Below are 16,665 nucleotides of genomic sequence, written 5' to 3' on the forward strand. Positions count from 1 at the left end.
GAATCAGCGACGCAGTCCGCCACGGGCGCTGCGCCAGATGAGCGACAGCAGGTAGGCGACACCGGCCACCAGCACGATGGTCGCGCCGGCCGGCAGGTCGAACTGCCAGGAGAGCGCCAGGCCGCCGGTGGTGAAGGCCATGGCCGCCAGGCTCGCGATCACGATCATCATGCCCAGTGAGCGCGCATGATGACCGGCAAGCGCGGCAGGCAGGGACAGCAAGGCCAGCACCATGATCAAGCCCACCGCCTGCAACAGCAGCACGACGGTGATCGCCACCATCACCAGCAGCAGCAGGTAGAGCGTCTTGACCGGCACGCCCCGCAGACGCGCGAACTCTTCATCGAAGATCACCGCGGTCAGCGGGCGATGCACCAGCAGCAACACCAGTGCCAGGCCTCCCACCATCCAGGCGAGGGTGCCGATGGCATCCGCGGGCACCAGCAACAGATTGCCGAACAGATAGCTCATCAGGTCGACCTTGTAACCCGGGGTCTGACTGATGAACAGGATGCCGGTGGCCATGCCGATGGCCCACAGCGCGCCGATGACGGTGTCTTCCTGATCAAAGCCCTTGAGGCTGATATAACCGATCAGCAGGGCGGCGAGAATGGCACTGATGAAGGCGCCGACCAGCGGGCTTGCGCCCATGAAGTAGGCGATCCCCATGCCGGCAAGCACGGTATGGGCGATACCCCCGGCCAGATAACCGATGCGGCGTACCACGACATAGGGGCCGACCAGACCGGCCGCAAGACTGGCCAGCAGGCCGGCGAAGAGGGCGTTCTGGAGAAAATCCTGGCTGCCCAGGGCGGTGATGAAATTCATGTAATGTAAGCCTAGAGCGCAGAGCGGGCGACGTGAAGGAAGTGAAACAGGCCAGACGGACAGTCACCGGCCGCGACATCAGTGATGGTGATGGATCATCTGGACGTTTTCACCATAGAGCCGCTCGATCGATTCAGCGGTGAGCGTCTCGGTGTCATGGACGATCATCTTGCGGTTGAGGCAGGCGACCCGATCGACGTAATCGCTGATGAAACCGAGATCGTGACTGATCACCACCACGCTCATGCGGTTGGCCAGGCGATTGAACAGCTCGAAGAGGGAGCGCTCGCCGTCGCTGTCGACACTCGCGGTGGGCTCATCCAGCAGCAGCAACTGAGGCTCGGCCGCCAGGGCGCGAGCGATCAGCACACGCTGCAGCTGACCGCCGGAGAGGGCATCGATATGCCGACGACGCAGATGACTGATGCCGACTTCCTCCAGCACCGCACCGATCGCCTCACGGTCCGCGCGCGGCCAGGGACCCCACTGACGACGACGCCCCTGACGTCCCATCAGCACGACATCTTCCACGCGGATGGGGAAGCGCTTCACGAAGTTGGCAAACTGCGGCACATAGCCGATATGGCGCGCGGCAGCCTTGGGCGTGCGCCCCAGCACCCGGACACAGCCAGCCGCTGGCTTGTGAAGACCGAGTATCAGTTTGAGCAACGTGCTCTTGCCGCCACCGTTGGGCCCGATCAGTCCCACTATCTCGCGCGCGCCGACCTGAAAGTCGACATCGTCGAGAATGACCTGCTCGCCATACCGGAAGGTCACGCCGCGAATATCAATGGCATCCGGTGCATCTGCCGGCACCGGGCGAAAGACCGGTCCGACACTGCGCCCGGTGGCTGACGCCTCCGGATGGCTGTCCGTGCGCGGGCGCGCGACGGAGATGGGGCTGACCATGACGTAAGGTACCTCGTTGCAACGCAGACGGGCGCATGAGCGCCCGTCTGACTTTTCGATGGGGCAGGGCATTGTGCAAGATCAGACGATATGCGCAATACCCGGCCGGCAATTACTGGCTGTCAGTCAACTCGAAACCCGCCTTCAGCGCTTCGGTGGCGTGCTTCAGGTTGTCGAGATAGTCCTCTGCCAGCGGGTCCAGTACGGCCACTTCGGCCTCCAGCGAGCTGGCGATCCGCTTGGCCGCCGTCTGGGAGAACTGCCCCGAGACGAAGATGGTGCCGATGTTCTCATCCTTGGCACGCGTGATCAGCGTGGCCATCTCGCGTGGCGTGGGCTCACGGCCACTGACTTCAATGGCATGCTGCTCGAGCGAGTAGCGGTCCGCGAAGTAGCCGAAGCTGGGATGGAAGATCAGGAAATTGCGGCCCTTGTAGGGCGCCAGCGCCTGAGCGATCTGCGCATCCAGCTCGCTCAGGGTCTTGAGCAGACGCTGCTCATTGGCATCGATCTCGCTGGCATGCTGCGGTAGGCGTGCCTCGAGCACCTCGGCGGCACGCTCGACGACGGTCTGCATGCGCTGCGGGTCCAGCCAGAGGTGGGGGTCGGCTTCGCCGAGGTCCTCATCCTCGTCATGCTGGGCACCATGCTCTTGATGATCAGCGTGCTCATCGTGGTGCTCGGCGTGATGTTCTTCGTGACCTTCGTGCTCGCCGTGATGCTCTTCGTGGGCCTCATGATCAGCATGCTCGTCATGATGCTCGTCGTGCTCATCATGATCGTCGTGATCACCGTCGTGATGCGCGTCCTGCTCATGAGCATGCGCTTCATCATGACCGTGGTCATGGGTCTCACCACTGCCGAAGTGGCGGGTGTTGAGCCCCTCTTCCAGATGCACGACCTGCATCTCGGCGTTGTTCTTCACCAGGCGCGGCAACCACACCTGCTCGAAGGGCACACCGATGGCGAGATAGAGCGGAACCGTCGACAGCTCGGCCACTTGGCGCGGGGTCGGATCGTAGGCGTGCGGGCTGTCGCCCGGCTTGACCAGCGTGGTGATCTCGACATGCTCACCGGCCAGCTGATCGACCATCCACGCCATGGGCGGCACGCTGACGGCGACATGCAGAGGGGCGCTGTCCTGGGCGTGGGCGGCAGGCGTCGCGAACGCGGCAAGCGCGCCCAGCACACTCAGCGGCAGGGCACGCGCAGCCCGCGGACCCAGCGTGCGCTGGACCCGGGACAGCAGCTTTTCACACAACACTTGGCGAGACGCCAGGGGAGAGCCCGCATGCATACTCATGACACCACTTCCTTTGCTAGTGATCACGGCATGATGCGGGCAGGACGTGCCGAGAACCGGCACGCCAGGACCGCCATCAGCCGCGGTTGAACGAGAGTCGCTGGCCGTTGGCCACCGGATTGACGGTCTTGCCGTCATAGGCTTTCACGCCGTTGACGAAGGTCGCATCGATACGTGCCTTGAAGGTCACGCCATCGAAGGGGCTCCAGCCACACTTGTAGAGCACGTTGTCACGCGTGACGCTGGTCTCGCCATTGAGGTCGACCAGCACCAGGTCAGCGAAGGCCCCTTCACGGATGTAGCCGCGATCGACGATGGAGAAGCGATCCGCCACGTTGTGGCTGGTCTTCTGCACCAGGGTCGCCAGGTCGTAGATGCCGTCCTGAACCTGGTCGAGCAGTGACAGCAGGGCATGCTGCACCAGCGGCAGGCCGGAAGGCGCCTTGAAGTACGGGTTCTGCTTCTCTTCCCAGGTATGCGGTGCGTGATCGGTGGCGATGATATCGATACGGCCATCCATCACGGCAGCGCGCAGGGCGGCGCGGTCTTCAGCGGTCTTCACTGCCGGGTTGCACTTGATCAGGCTGCCACGGGTGTCGTAATCGGCGTCGCTGAACCACAGGTGGTGCGCGCAGACTTCGGCGGTGATCTGCTTGCCCTTCATCGGGCCGGCCTTGAACAGCGCCATTTCCTCGGCGGTGGTCAGGTGCAGGACATGCAGCTGGGTACCGTTGCGGGTCGCCAGGTCGATCGCCAGACGCGAGCTCTTGATGCAGGCTTCGCGCGAGCGGATCAGGCCGTGTTCGGAGAAGGGCACGTCTTCCCCGAAACGCTCACGCCAGCGCGCCTCGTTCTCGAGAATCATCGGCGTGTCTTCGCAATGCGTGACGATGGGCGTCGGGGCATGCTTGAAGATGCCTTCGAGAATCTCCGGATCATCGACCAGCATGTTGCCGGTAGAGGCGCCCATGAAGATCTTGATGCCGCAGGTCTGGTTCGGATCCAGCGTCTTGATCGCTTCCAGGTTGTCGTTGCTGGCACCCAGATAGAAGGCGTGGTTGGCATGGGCACGACCGGCCGCCACGGCAAACTTGGCTTCCAGTGCATCGCTGTCCAGGGTCGCCGGCTTGACGTTGGGCATGTCGAAGAAGGTGGTGATCCCCCCGGCCACGGCAGCAGCAGACTCGGTGGCGATGTTGCCCTTGGCGGTCAGGCCCGGCTCACGGAAGTGCACCTGATCATCGATCATGCCCGGCAGCAGATGGCGGCCAGCGGCATCTATCACTTCACGTGCATCGAGGTGAGACAGGTCGCTGCCGATGGCATGAATACGCCCGTCCTTGATGGCCACATCCTGAGTGGAAATGGTGCCTTCATTGACGACTTGCGCCTGTGAGATGCGGATGTCCAGCATGTGACGTCCTCCGTGGGAAGCAAATGTTATATCGTATCAAAAGCGCTCGCAAGCGCCGTTCACTGAGCGTTTTCTGCCATGGCAGCTGCTTGAGAGGTGCAATCCTGGCAACGCCCCTCGAGTTCGATGGTCTGGCGTTCGATCGAGAAACCATGGCGATCGGCGCTGGCGACTAGCCGGGTGCCGAGATCGTCATCATGCATTTCCTCGACACGACCGCAGCCGCGGCAGATCAACAGCTGAAAGCCGTGCTGATGTTCCGGGCAGTGGCAGGCAAGGTAGGCATTGAGTGATTCGATGCGATGGACGAGGCCCTGTTCGAGCAGGAAGTCCAGCGCACGATAGATCGTGGGAGGGCGGGCAGCGCCATGTTCCTTGGCGAGCTGATCCAGCAGGTCATACGCCTTGAGTGCGCCATGACTGGTCGCGATCATTTCCAGTACACGTCGCCGGATCGGCGTAAATCGCACACCGCGCGCCAGGCATTGACGCTCGGCCTGGTCGATCAGCGAAAGTGGCTCTGGCATGAAGAATCCTGAGTGTCGTGAATCCCGGATGTCAAAAGGCGTCGAGCGCGATGAGGGCAAGGGCGTCAGCGCGCAGCCTGAATGACCAGATGCTTATTCTAGGGCAATTGGACCATGACGGGCCACCGGCAAAGGCATCGGGGCTGCGTGAGTCACTCAAAGGCAACGCACGGCGCGGGAGCCGACATGAAGTCGCGGACAACAAAAAAATATGATATAACATAACAATAATGGCTTTCTGGTCGCGATGATAGACCACCGACCATCCCTGACAGGAGTATTACATGGCCCAGTTCGAGGCGCTGCACTCACCCCTTCACACACGGCCCGTGCCACCCCCGGCGGCCAGTTCGTCACCTTCGACTCTCGCGTCGGCGCAAAGGCCTGTGACTCATTGGCATATCGGGCACGAGGCACGTGACCTGGGGGCGATCTTCGAACCCCATATCAGTCTGGCCGTGATGCAGCGCCGCATCGATGCGGCATTGAAAATGGCGGTGAAGGCCCAGTCCTCGGGTGCCTACCCGCTGCGCATGCGCTGGCGCGGCCCTATCAGTGACCTGCGTGAGGCGCTGGAGCGCTACCTTCCCGCACCGGATGCCGGGGCTACACTGATAGAGGATATCCGTGTGCTGGGTGAGGCCATGGGCGAGCTCTTCCAGGTCAAGGATATCGGCATGCGACTGGAGATGACCCAGAGCGCCATGTGCCCGCGCTTTCATGTCGACCGCATCCCCGTCAGATTGGTGACGACCTACGATGGCCCGGGCACCCAGTGGCTGCCGGAACATGCCGCCGACAGAATGGCACTGGGCCATGGCCAACCAGGACATCAGGACATCTGCCTGGCCCCCGGCGAGATACATGAGCTGCGCCCGGGCAGCCTGGCGTTGCTCAAGGGAGAGTGCTGGCCGGGCAACGAAGGGCGAGGGCTGATCCATCGCTCGCCTGTGGTGCCCAATGGTAGCCGCCTGATGTTGAGCATGGACCCCGGCTAAGCTGAGGCTCGGTGAGACAGCAAACAGAAACACCCCGCCTTGGCGGGGTGTTTCTGTCTTTCCAGACGCTGGAACGCTCGATCAACCAAACCATCGGCCAGCAGACGAGTCGATCGGCAACCTGGTGGAACCGGGATCAATCGGCGATGGGCGCCATGCCGACATTGGCGACGTCTTCCTTGCTGCGCGAGAAATGCTTGCGCGCAAAGGCGACACGCTCGGCGACCGGCACACCGTCGGGCTGACGCTCGATCAGCTCGAGCCGCTTGCGCAGGCCCTCGCCATTGGCCATCTGGATGGCCAGCCCCGGACGGGCGTTGAGCTCCAGAAGCATCGGGCCATGGCGACGATCCAGCACCATGTCGGTGCCCAGATACCCAAGCCCCGTCATCTCGTAACAGCCGGCAGCCAGCTCGAGCAGGGTGTCCCACTGCGGTACCTTGAGCGAGAAGATATCGTGCCCGGTATCGGGGTGCGCGAACTGCGGGCGATCGTACTGCACACCGCGTACCGCCCAGCCACTGCCGATATCCAGCCCGACACCGACCGCGCCCTGGTGAAGATTGGCCTTGCCATCCGAGGCCGCCGTCGACAGGCGCATCATCGCCATCACAGGATAGCCCTTGAAGACGATGACACGAATGTCCGGCACACCCTCATAGGTGAACTCGGCGAAGGCCTGATCAAAGGAAATCAAGCCTTCGACCAGTGCCACATCCGGTGAGCCACCCAGCGAATAGAGCCCTGACAGGATATTGGAGACGTGGCGCTCCATGTCGGCACGCGTGATGCGCGCGCCGCTGGGCTTCACATACTCTTCGCCATCATGGTGCTCGATGACGAGGATCCCCTTGCCGCCTGAGCCCTTGGCCGGCTTGATCACGAAACCTGCGTGATCGCGCACCATGTCGACGACGCGCTCGACCTCGAACTGGCTGGCGACCTTGCCGATCATCTCCGGCGAGGCCAGGCCATACTTCTGACACAGCAACTTGGTCTGCAGCTTGTCATCGACCAGCGGATAGAGGCGGCGGTCGTTGTATTTCGAGATATACCCGATGTTGCGGCGATTCATGCCGACAACCCCCCGGGCGCGCAAGGCGCCCGGCGTGGTCCAGTTGCGCGACCAGCGATTCAGCCATGACGAGAGCATCTCAATCCTCCGTCAGCGGCTTGAAACGGCGCAATTCCAGCAGGCGATAGCCGGTGTAGTTGCCGAGCAGCAGGATGAAGGCCATCAGCACCAGTTGCAGACCGAGGAAGTTGAAGGTCAGGTGACGCACCCACGGATTGTTCATCGCCAGATAGGCCAGTACGGCGGTCAGAAGGCTGCCACCACCTTGCTTGAGCACTTCCTTGGGGCCTTCCTCTTCCCACAGGATCGACATGCGCTCGACGGTCCACGACAGGATGATCATCGGGAAGAAGGTGATGGTCAGGCCGGCGTTCAGGCCGAAGCGATAGGCGAGCACCGAGAAGATGGAGATGATCGCGATTACCGTGATGATCACCACCGAGACCCTCGCCACCAGCAGCAGATTGAGCCGCGACAGGTAGCTGCGGATCACCAGGCCCGTCGCGACGATCAGCAGGAAGCCGATCAAGCCGGTCACCAGGCTTGTCTGGATGAAGGCGAGGGCGATCAATACCGGCATGAAGGTACCGGAGGTCTTGAGGCCGACCAGTACACGCAGCAGCACCACGACCAGCGCGCCGATCGGGATCAGCAGGATGGTCTTGAACAGCGCCTGTTCTTCCAGTGGCAAGGAGTGGATCGAGAAGTTGAGCAGCTCGTCATTGGCCAGCTTATTGCGCACCGCGACGGCCGCCGGCTCGTTGTGACGGATCATCGAGAAGCTGACACGGGAATTCACGCCACCTTCGACTTCCAGCATCGGCGCGCCACGACCTTCCCACAGCAGCAGATTGTCCGGCTCACCTTGCTTTCCGGTTTCCGGGTTGATCAGCACCCAGTCGGTGTTGATGTCTTCAGCAGCGGCGGCATCGACCTCCATCGCCTCGTTGCCTTGCGGCGTTTCGGCGAAGACCTGCAGCCAGGACGAGACCGTCTGGCGACGACGACCGTCTTCCAGGCTCAGGCCGCTGACCAGACGCGCACTGACACCGGCCTCATTGAGCAGGCGCAGCATGAGCTCGGGACGCTCGAACTGGGTCAGCAGCAGGCGCGCATTCTCGCCCTGACGCTGATTGTCGAACTGCTTGATCAACTCGCGGGCGAAGGTGAAGGAATCGGCACTGCGCTCACGGGCCTGATCGATGACCTGGGCTGCGGCGGTATCATAGGGACGCTCCCAGGAGACTTCCTGAGGGGCCGGCAGACGCTTGATGGCCGCAGGCGTCGCATTGTCGGACTCCAGCATGGTCACGGTGTAATACAGCAGCTGCGAGCCTGCCGCTTCACGGATCGACCATTCGGCACGACGGCCCGGCAGGTCATCCAGATAGGATAGCCCGAAGCCCGAGGACGCCGTGTTCTCGGTCAGAACGCTGTAGCCTTTCTGGTTTTCCGGCAGCGCCAGCGACGCCTTGACCGGGCCGCCAGTGGCCGTGAAGGCCACCTGGGCTTCGATATCCCACACTTTCTGCTGTGCACCGGGCACCCAGGGCACATCGAACGAAATATGGCGATAGGCGGTCAGGCCTACACCGATCAGCATCAACAGGCCGACCAGAAGATAGAAAGCAAAACGCGACATGGGAGTCCTTGAAATGTCTTGAGCAGTCATGATGGCTCGGTGGCGCACCGAGCCATGTCAGGCAGCGAAGCCGGGCAGAGGAGACAGGAGGGCGCTTGCCACTCAGTCGCGGTTGCCTTCGTTCGGGTCCTCGTCCTTGGCCGCTTCGTTACTGGGTGCACTGCCCGGGTATTCCGGGCGTGCATTGATGAAGGTACGGCTGACGTCCACCGCAGCGATGTCCATCATGAAGCGACGGCCCAGCAATACCGGATAGGTGAGATCACGACGATCATTGAGGGTGAACTCGACCTTCTGCTTGATGTCACCCAGTGTCATCAGCAGGCTGACGACAGGACGCTCTTCGCGACCGGAGGCCTGGATGATGGTCACCGTGCGGCTGACCTGGGCCTCGACCCACTTGTCCCGATCACCTGACACGAAATACTTGCCGTCATCCCGCAGTGCGAGCTTGAACTTGACCCATTTGGCGCCGTCGCGCTCGAATTCGGTGATATCACGTGCCGACAGCGACGAGGTGTTGGCCCCGGTGTCGATACGTGCCTTGAAATAGCTATTGATGGTGGGGAAGCCGACCCACTCGACACGCCCAAGCAAGGTCTTGTCGAGGATGGGGTTGTCGGTCACGGCCTTGCAGGCTTCCACGGCCTGCGGCTGTGGGGGCTGTTCCATCTCGGCATGGATCTGGCGCAGCTGACTGCCGACTTCTCGCACGTCACGACGCAGAGAGCGGCTCAGTGCCTGCTGGTCGGCAAGTTGCTGCTGTTGGACATTGCATTGTCCTGCCAGCTGTTCCTGCAGGGCATCGATGCGCTGTGAAAAGGCATCTGGCGTCAATACCGGTTTCTGCGGTTGCGGTTGTGCCGGGACGCAGCCGGCCATGACGACGACACTGGTCAAGGTAACAGGCAATAGCAGCTTGCGGATCAGCATAGGGGAGAAGGTTCCTGTTCAGCCTTGCTGCCGCTCTACAACCTGTGTGAACGGCAGACATAATTCTTGTCCATCGTCAGTCAGTTAGCACACTGACTCGACGATGCCTGGGTATTCCCTTGTATAGCTTGGGCGTTCTAGCACCGAAGCGTTACTGGGGGCGATCATACGTAGCCCGAATGGTGACTGTCCATGTTTCAGCACCTGACGCCGAGCCATTTCCTGCGATTCACCAACGTAGCGATCACTTTCTGTCGCCAGTCGAGGACAGACCACACAAGGTCCCACCAGTCGTGGGTCAGAGCCGCTGTCAGCCGGCAGGAGATATAACGCCAGCTTGGCTTGCGTCGCCTTCAGGTGACGAAAACCTTGATGGAATCCACCCTCCAGACAGGAGCAGCCTTCGCGGCAAGTTGCACAGCCAGACCTCACTGTTTGCGCATTGTTCAGGGTGCCACCGTAGCGTCAGCACGGAATCACCGCATTGCAACGACACGCTCTGGGATGAGAACGCGCCGACATAGCGAGCCAGACTGTCGCCAAACTGATCTAATGGAAGCCACTCAGCAAAAGATAGGCGAAAAGATAGGCCGGAACGTCGACTGACTCCATCGACTGACTTTAATCGCAAGCAGAACCTGAGATTCACAAGCAGCTATGCAGAAACTGTCATGCACGCGGAAGAAGTCAGGTGCCTGAAGATCGACGCTCAAGCATTGACTTACACAGCCCGGATGAACAAGGCACCGACGTACACAGCTTGAGCACGCTCACGAAACATCGCATTTAACATAATATATATTATGCGAACTACAATATACACGGGTTCATTAGTGATCCTGGGCGCCCGTATGGTCAGTTGCTTTGGTCCATCAGGTCAGGCCTATCAGGTCGAGTCGTCGGGCCAAGTCCAGCGAGTTGAACCTGTCGCTTGCATCAGCGACGGCAAGGATCACGATCCACTTGAGCTCGCACCAGGCACTCCGAGCCATTTTGCCAGAGTCCGTGTGCAAACAGCCCGTTAGCTCAAGAGCGCGAAAAAACTTATCCTTGATAGAATTAACGCACAAGTGTTGTAGAATAATTCGAGCCACATGTGACCCACACCGCTCATCTAGTCACTCAACCTTGCCGCGCGCCGTGATGACTCACGCGTCGGCGCGAATCGGAGTCAGCGATGCCCTCCTTCCCGTCCTGTCTGTCAGCTAGCGCTGGATTCATGCACAACGGCATTCGACGCCTTCGGCGCATCAGCGGCCGTGCAGCAGTGTTGATCATGGCAGCGGGATTGTCAGCCTGTAGCGGGCCTCAGATAGAGGATTACGCGGGCAGCGGCCCTGAATTTCGCATCGATGACTACTTCCTGGGCCACACGCGTGGCTGGGGCATGGTGCAGGATTACCGTGGTGAGGTGACGCGGCGGTTCGTGGTCGATGTTATCGGCAGCATGCAAGGCAACCAGCTGATTCTTGAGGAAGACTTCGTCTATGCCGATGGCGAGACACAACACCGCCGCTGGACCTTTACCCCTGCGGGTGATCGCCAATGGATCGGTCGAGCGGCGGATGTTACGGGCGAAGCGACAGCGACGACCCGCGGTAATGCCCTGCGCATGAACTACGTGCTTCAAGTACCGATCGACGACAGTACTTGGGAGTTCAGCATGGATGACTGGATGTATCTGCAACCGGACGGCCGCATCCTGAACCGGACTTCGATGCGCAAACTGGGCCTCGAAGCCGCTAATATTACCCTGGCATTTCAGCGTTGTCCCTGTGACTCACCAGCGTCTGAGCCGAAATGACAGCTCTTGCGCGGCAATAACGTGAGCCCTTAATGGCTCTAATCCTTGATAAGCGCCAGCATCTGATAGCCTAGCCATCATGTGTCGGCGGATTTGTCAGATTGCGGCTCAAGAGAGCTTTCCACCCTAGCCTTCCATTTACCGTAATCTTCATCTGGCGCCATCGGCTCTCCGAAAGCGTGTCCCTGCAATTGATCAAAGCCCAGATCAACCATTGTCTGGCGATGGCGTGAGTGTTCGATGCCAACTGCGATGGCGGATATATCAAGGGCATGCAATGCCGCCGTCCAGGCTTTCAATAGCCGCCCCTGACGCGTATCGGTCTGCAACAGACTGATCCAGCGAGGATGCAGTTTCACGCTAGCGATGGGCAGCATGCTTAACAGACGCAGGCTGTCATGCTCAGGGCCGAAACGGTCGACACAGAAGCTGATGCCGTCATTGGCCAGCGATTTCATCGCCGAGACCAATGGCTCAGGCGTCGCGACAAAACTCTCGACACCGCTGATATCAAGGCGAAGGCAATCTCCCCTGAGTCTGTAGAGGCGAAGAACGCGCCGCAGAACATCCATATACTCGGCTTCAACGAGACGCGACGCCGTTACGTTCAACGACAGCGGCAACACGGTAGCCCCCTCCTCCCTAGTCGAAACCCAATGGCTCAGCAAAGCGCAACTTCTGCGCAAGACCCAGATATCAAGCTCCTCATCCAGCCCCGCGTGTCTGGCGATGCGCAGCATCTGATGGGGTGTGATCCAGCGATCCTTGTCCTGCCAGCGCAGTAGCACTTCCTGACCACTGAGGCTTTGACGGCCAGCAGTGACGATTGGCTGCAGGTGGATACGTAGTTCATTGTCACGAAGTGCTTGGGCAAAGCGGTTGTTCATCTCGAAACGCAGATTCAGATTGTCTGTCAGATCCGCGAACTGCACGCCCTTCTCTTTCGGCGCCCATTCACTGGCACAGACAAGCTCTTCTTCCACCACCTCGACCAGTTCCGCCCCTGACATGTCATCGCTGATGAAGGTGCCTGCTCCGATCAGTAAATCAGGTCGGGTGTTGGCGGAGAGATGCAATAGCCAAGGTTGTTCCACGAAACGATGCCAGCGCATGCCGTGTAAGGCCTGGTTACGAGGTAACAAAATCATCAGGGTATCTTCGCTGATGCGCCCCTTGAGTAGGCTCTCATCATCGAAGTTTTCATTGAGCTGGTGGGACAATGATTGCAGTACGCCTTCGTAGAAATCGACACCCTGCTGCCTGCGCAGTCTTTCAGCATTTTGCAGCTTAATCAGGATGACTTGTATCGGCCCTTGGCTTGCATATTCTTCTAGCCAAGCAGCCATTTTCTGAAGAAAGCGCCTACGCAGGCTGTAGCCGGTAATGGGGTCGATATTGGCTTGCAGGGTGGCGCGTGCGCGTTCTGCCAGCAGCGCATCACGCTGGATTAGCTCATTCTCGACCAACAGTGCACAACGCTCCAGCCGCTCCAGCTGGGCCGTAGCCAGCTGACGGGGCTTGTGGTCGATCAGACACAAGGTGCCCAGCGGCAATCCGCTACTATCACGCAGCACGGCACCCGCATAGAAGCAGACATGCGGTGGCCCTGTCACCAGGGCGTTATCAAAGAAGCGCTCATCCTGACGCGCATCATTGATGACCAGAAAGCGCTCTTCATGCAGCGCGTGGGCACAGAAAGCGAGATCCCTGTCCGTCTGCCGTGCATCCAGCCCACAATGGGCCTTGAACCACTGGCGGTCTTCGTCCACCAGCGACACGAGGCAGATGGGCACATCAAAGATATCGGCGACCAGGCGCGTCAGATCGTCATAACGCTTTTCATGATCACTATCCAATACATGTAAAGAATGCAGGCTATTGAGACGCTCTTCTTCACGCGGATGAGGCGCCGCCGGCCTGAAGCCGGGGCGCCCACCTGGCGCGAGGGTCGTCTTTGGAGTGGAATCTGCCATGGCCTACTTCCTCGTTGGAATTTCCAGGAGATATAACCGCATTTTAGTACTTGAGCATACTCGTCTCGACTGTTGACTGGCAGAGTCGGCAAATTACGCGCCACTAACGATAATTGAGCGTGTAAAGCCCTGCACGCCCTGCCATTAGGCAACTTCATGATGCAATTTCTCTTCACCACGACGCAGAAAGCCCCGCAGCAAGGCTACGGGGCTTTCTGGATGGCGCTTGTCCCTTTGAGGTCAGGCGCTTCGCGCCTCACTCAAGACGCGACAGGGTCTCAGGCTTCGGCAGGTGCATAGGAGCCATCTTCACGATGGACTTCCTTGCCGGTCAGGCCTGGGGTGAACACACAGGCCAAGTGCATGGTCTTGGTGGCACGCAGCAGGTGATCGTCATGCTCGTTGAGGATATAGATGTCGCCCGGCTTGATCGGCCAGATCTTGCCATCGGCCAAGGTTTCGACCTCACCCTCACCTTCCATGCAATACACCACTTCATAGTGATGCTTGTAATGGATGTGGGTCTCGGTGCCTTCAAAGATTCGGGTGATGTGGAACGAACACTTGCCACCATCTTCATCGAGCAGCAGGCGCGTGCTATCCCAGTTGCCATTCTCGGCCTTGACCAGACGATCGGTGCTGCGAGCTTCTTCGAGATTGCGAACGATCATGTGTTTTCCTCACTAGGCTGCCTGACATCGACAGCTGACAGATGGCGATTACCGTAACGAAGGGATGACCTGGATGGGCAATCGGTGGGGATGGCAAGCCAAGGGCTCACCAACGACCCGCGGGGCACCGATGATCGGGCGCCCCGCGGGAAGACAACGTTACTTGGACAGCACCGCGGCAGCGTTTTCCTCGATGATATCGAGGGCTTCCAGCAGATCTTCGTCGCGGATGGTCAGCGGGCACAGGCACTTGACGACCTGACCGGAATGACCACTGGTCTCGATGATCAAGCCCTGCTCGAAGCAGCGTGAGGTGATGGCATCGGCCAGCTCACCGTCACGGACATCGATACCGCGCATCAGGCCACGGCCCTTCTCGTGCGCTTCGAAGCCGTTCTCGCGAGCCTTGGCGGCAATCTTCTGGAAGCGGTCTTCGACGATACGGCCCTTACGCTGGATGTCGCGCTCGAACTTGTCATCGCTCCAGAAGTGGCGCAGCGCGGCGGCGCCGGTAACGAAGGCCAGGGCGTGGCCACGGAAGGTGCCGTTGTACTGGCTCGGCTTCCACTGGTCCAGCTCGGGACGCATCATCACCATCGCGAACGGCACACCGGAGGCAGACAGCGACTTCGAGTTGCAGACGATATCCGGCACGATGTTGGCGTGCTCGAAGCTGAAGAACTTGCCGGTACGACCACAACCCGCCTGGATATCATCCACGATCAGCAGGATCTTGTGCTCCTTGCACAACGCATCCAGACGCTGGAGCCATTCGATGGAGGCCGGGTTGATACCGCCCTCACCCTGTACGGTCTCGACCAGCACTGCTGCCGGGCGATCCAGACCGCTAGAGGAATCTTTGAGCAGCTTGTCGAGATAGGCAACGGTGTCGATGCCCTCACCCATGTAGCCATCGTAAGGCACGAATTGCGCACCCTGCGCCGGCAGGCCTGCCGCATCGCGGAACTTGGCGTTACCGGTGGTGGCCAGCGCACCCATGGTCACACCATGGAAGCCGTTGGTGAACGACACGATGTTGTGGCGGCCGGAAACCTTGCGCGCCAGACGAATGGCAGCTTCGACCGCGTTGGTGCCGGTCGGCCCCGGGAAGTGGACCTTGTAGTCCAGACCACGCGGCTTGAGGATCACTTCCTCCAGCGCTTCGAGGAAATCGCGCTTAGCGGAAGTCCACATATCCAGACCGTGAATGATGCCATCATTGCTGATGTAATCGACCAGTGCCTTCTTGAGTACCGGATGATTATGCCCGTAGTTGAGCACACCGGCACCGGCGAGGAAATCGATGTAGCGCTTGCCGTCCTCGGTGAACAGGTGGGCATTCTGCGCCTTGGTGAAAACGGTCGGGAAAGAACGCGAATAAGTGCGTACCTCGGATTCCATCTGTTCGAGAATCTGCGTATTCATGCTGTCACCTCCCTGGTGATGGATGGCCGCGTACTAAAAGGCCATACCAGAATGTAAAGACGATCCAACGAATGACACTGCCCCCACCTCGCTAACACATGGGGTCAGCAGGAGATGTCACAACCTTCCTGTCGTGAACATCTACCGAACGGGACGTGATTCTTCTCGACGACCGACACAAGAATCATGACAGCGCCCCGTCCGGGACTTCTTGCGATTTGCTACCCGCCCTTGCTGCGCATGGGCCTTGATCGCACAGAGCCTTGAGCGCGTCGAGCACTCAGATGTCTCTTGGCAGGAACGGGCCGATGCGCACCAGGTTTTCGGCTAGGTGCACGCCACCCAGCTGGTCTGAAGAGAAGTATTCACGCGAGTGAAGCGGCACCTGCCAGCGCTCGGCGAGGCGAGTGAACAATGCCCAGGACGCCTCGTTGTCCGGCGTGATGGTGGTCTCAAGATGACGCACGTGCGCCATTTCGGGACGCTTCATCACGGCTTCAATCAAACGACGTGCCAAGCCAGTACCACGCGCCTTCTCACCGACGGCGATCTGCCAAAGGAAGAAGGTCTGCGGGGCGTCGTTGCGGGTGTAACCGGAAACGAAGCCGACGACCTCACCTTCCTCATCTGTCGCGATGGCACAGCTGTCACGGAACTGCGTGGCAAGCAAAACGTACGAATACCCTGAATTGAGGTCCAGCGGCGGGCAGGCCTTGACCAGCTCATAGATACCCCAACCATCATCGGTAGTCGGCTGACGGATGAACAACGGCGCGCTGGCGCGGTTGATCACAGCATCGTGGGTGTGGTGGGCCAGGCCCTGAATCGTGGAAGTCATTGTCATGGTTTTCATAAAATATTTCGCAGTTGGCGAATTCGCTATAAACCATAACAAACCGTTATGGATGTCGCAAACCATAAATTATTCTCGTGAAGCGTATGGATAACGTAGAATTATCCCAAGCCCCGTGTCGGTGAGCGCGCAAGCCGGGGCCGTGGCCAGTACCAGTACCGGGCAATACTCGCCCTTGCCCACCGCCCGCAGGTGGTTTATCCCCACCAGACGCAAAACGGCGCCCCGAGGGGCGCCGTTAGATTGCCTGCTCATGCGGCATCTAGCCTTGCTATCGTTGCCAATGCCGCTGAGGCGGCTTCTGCACTAG

At 60.0% G+C, this 16,665-nt stretch carries 14 protein-coding genes; 2 read left to right on the forward strand and 12 right to left on the reverse strand.

What is annotated here, in order from left to right:
* Window positions 1-3 precede the first annotated feature (3 nt).
* From AC5WNI_RS08500 to AC5WNI_RS08520, 5 genes are all read right to left on the reverse strand, one after another.
* Window positions 4-828, reverse strand: a complete 825-nt coding sequence (locus AC5WNI_RS08500; RefSeq protein WP_043334239.1) for a metal ABC transporter permease — start codon at window positions 826-828, stop codon at window positions 4-6.
* Between the two features lie 78 nt (window positions 829-906).
* Window positions 907-1,737, reverse strand: coding sequence for a metal ABC transporter ATP-binding protein (locus tag AC5WNI_RS08505; protein WP_082388762.1), 831 nt, complete (start codon window positions 1,735-1,737; stop codon window positions 907-909).
* Window positions 1,738-1,849: 112 nt separating this feature from the next.
* Window positions 1,850-3,040: a metal ABC transporter solute-binding protein, Zn/Mn family gene (locus AC5WNI_RS08510; protein ID WP_485393136.1), complete on the reverse strand. Its 1,191-nt coding sequence runs from the start codon at window positions 3,038-3,040 to the stop codon at window positions 1,850-1,852.
* A 76-nt stretch (window positions 3,041-3,116) separates the two neighbouring features.
* The gene (locus AC5WNI_RS08515) at window positions 3,117-4,454 is read right to left on the reverse strand and encodes a dihydroorotase (RefSeq protein ID WP_495929128.1); all 1,338 of its coding nucleotides are present in this window, start codon (window positions 4,452-4,454) and stop codon (window positions 3,117-3,119) included.
* Window positions 4,455-4,513: 59 nt separating this feature from the next.
* Window positions 4,514-4,981: a Fur family transcriptional regulator gene (locus AC5WNI_RS08520; protein WP_043334236.1), complete on the reverse strand. Its 468-nt coding sequence runs from the start codon at window positions 4,979-4,981 to the stop codon at window positions 4,514-4,516.
* Window positions 4,982-5,367: 386 nt separating this feature from the next.
* On the opposite strand from AC5WNI_RS08520, the gene AC5WNI_RS08525 reads away from it, so the two are divergent.
* Complete coding sequence (locus AC5WNI_RS08525; RefSeq protein WP_495929130.1) at window positions 5,368-5,979, forward strand: DUF1826 domain-containing protein; 612 nt, start codon at window positions 5,368-5,370, stop codon at window positions 5,977-5,979.
* Window positions 5,980-6,115: 136 nt separating this feature from the next.
* Here the strand turns inward: AC5WNI_RS08525 and AC5WNI_RS08530 are convergent, their stop codons facing one another.
* From AC5WNI_RS08530 to AC5WNI_RS08540, 3 genes are all read right to left on the reverse strand, one after another.
* The gene (locus AC5WNI_RS08530; protein ID WP_043334235.1) at window positions 6,116-7,132 is read right to left on the reverse strand and encodes an alpha-L-glutamate ligase-like protein; all 1,017 of its coding nucleotides are present in this window, start codon (window positions 7,130-7,132) and stop codon (window positions 6,116-6,118) included.
* Window position 7,133: 1 nt separating this feature from the next.
* On the reverse strand, window positions 7,134-8,696 hold the full coding sequence (locus tag AC5WNI_RS08535) for an inactive transglutaminase family protein (RefSeq protein ID WP_285460832.1): 1,563 nt from the start codon (window positions 8,694-8,696) through the stop codon (window positions 7,134-7,136).
* A gap of 102 nt (window positions 8,697-8,798) precedes the next feature.
* Window positions 8,799-9,629: an ATP-dependent zinc protease family protein gene (locus tag AC5WNI_RS08540; RefSeq protein ID WP_285460831.1), complete on the reverse strand. Its 831-nt coding sequence runs from the start codon at window positions 9,627-9,629 to the stop codon at window positions 8,799-8,801.
* Between the two features lie 1,276 nt (window positions 9,630-10,905).
* On the opposite strand from AC5WNI_RS08540, the gene AC5WNI_RS08545 reads away from it, so the two are divergent.
* Complete coding sequence (locus AC5WNI_RS08545; RefSeq protein ID WP_175088780.1) at window positions 10,906-11,433, forward strand: DUF3833 domain-containing protein; 528 nt, start codon at window positions 10,906-10,908, stop codon at window positions 11,431-11,433.
* Window positions 11,434-11,510: 77 nt separating this feature from the next.
* On the opposite strand, the gene AC5WNI_RS08550 is transcribed toward AC5WNI_RS08545, so the two are convergent.
* From AC5WNI_RS08550 to ectA, 4 genes are all read right to left on the reverse strand, one after another.
* Window positions 11,511-13,406, reverse strand: a complete 1,896-nt coding sequence (locus tag AC5WNI_RS08550; RefSeq protein ID WP_175088781.1) for an EAL domain-containing protein — start codon at window positions 13,404-13,406, stop codon at window positions 11,511-11,513.
* Window positions 13,407-13,684: 278 nt separating this feature from the next.
* The gene (locus tag AC5WNI_RS08555; RefSeq protein ID WP_043334232.1) at window positions 13,685-14,077 is read right to left on the reverse strand and encodes an ectoine synthase; all 393 of its coding nucleotides are present in this window, start codon (window positions 14,075-14,077) and stop codon (window positions 13,685-13,687) included.
* Between the two features lie 159 nt (window positions 14,078-14,236).
* Complete coding sequence (gene ectB / locus AC5WNI_RS08560) at window positions 14,237-15,502, reverse strand: diaminobutyrate--2-oxoglutarate transaminase (RefSeq protein WP_043334231.1); 1,266 nt, start codon at window positions 15,500-15,502, stop codon at window positions 14,237-14,239.
* A gap of 280 nt (window positions 15,503-15,782) precedes the next feature.
* Complete coding sequence (gene ectA, locus AC5WNI_RS08565; RefSeq protein ID WP_404813685.1) at window positions 15,783-16,340, reverse strand: diaminobutyrate acetyltransferase; 558 nt, start codon at window positions 16,338-16,340, stop codon at window positions 15,783-15,785.
* Between the last annotated feature and the right edge of the window lie 325 nt (window positions 16,341-16,665).

Source organism: Cobetia sp. PDI-12MA (assembly GCF_059507695.1).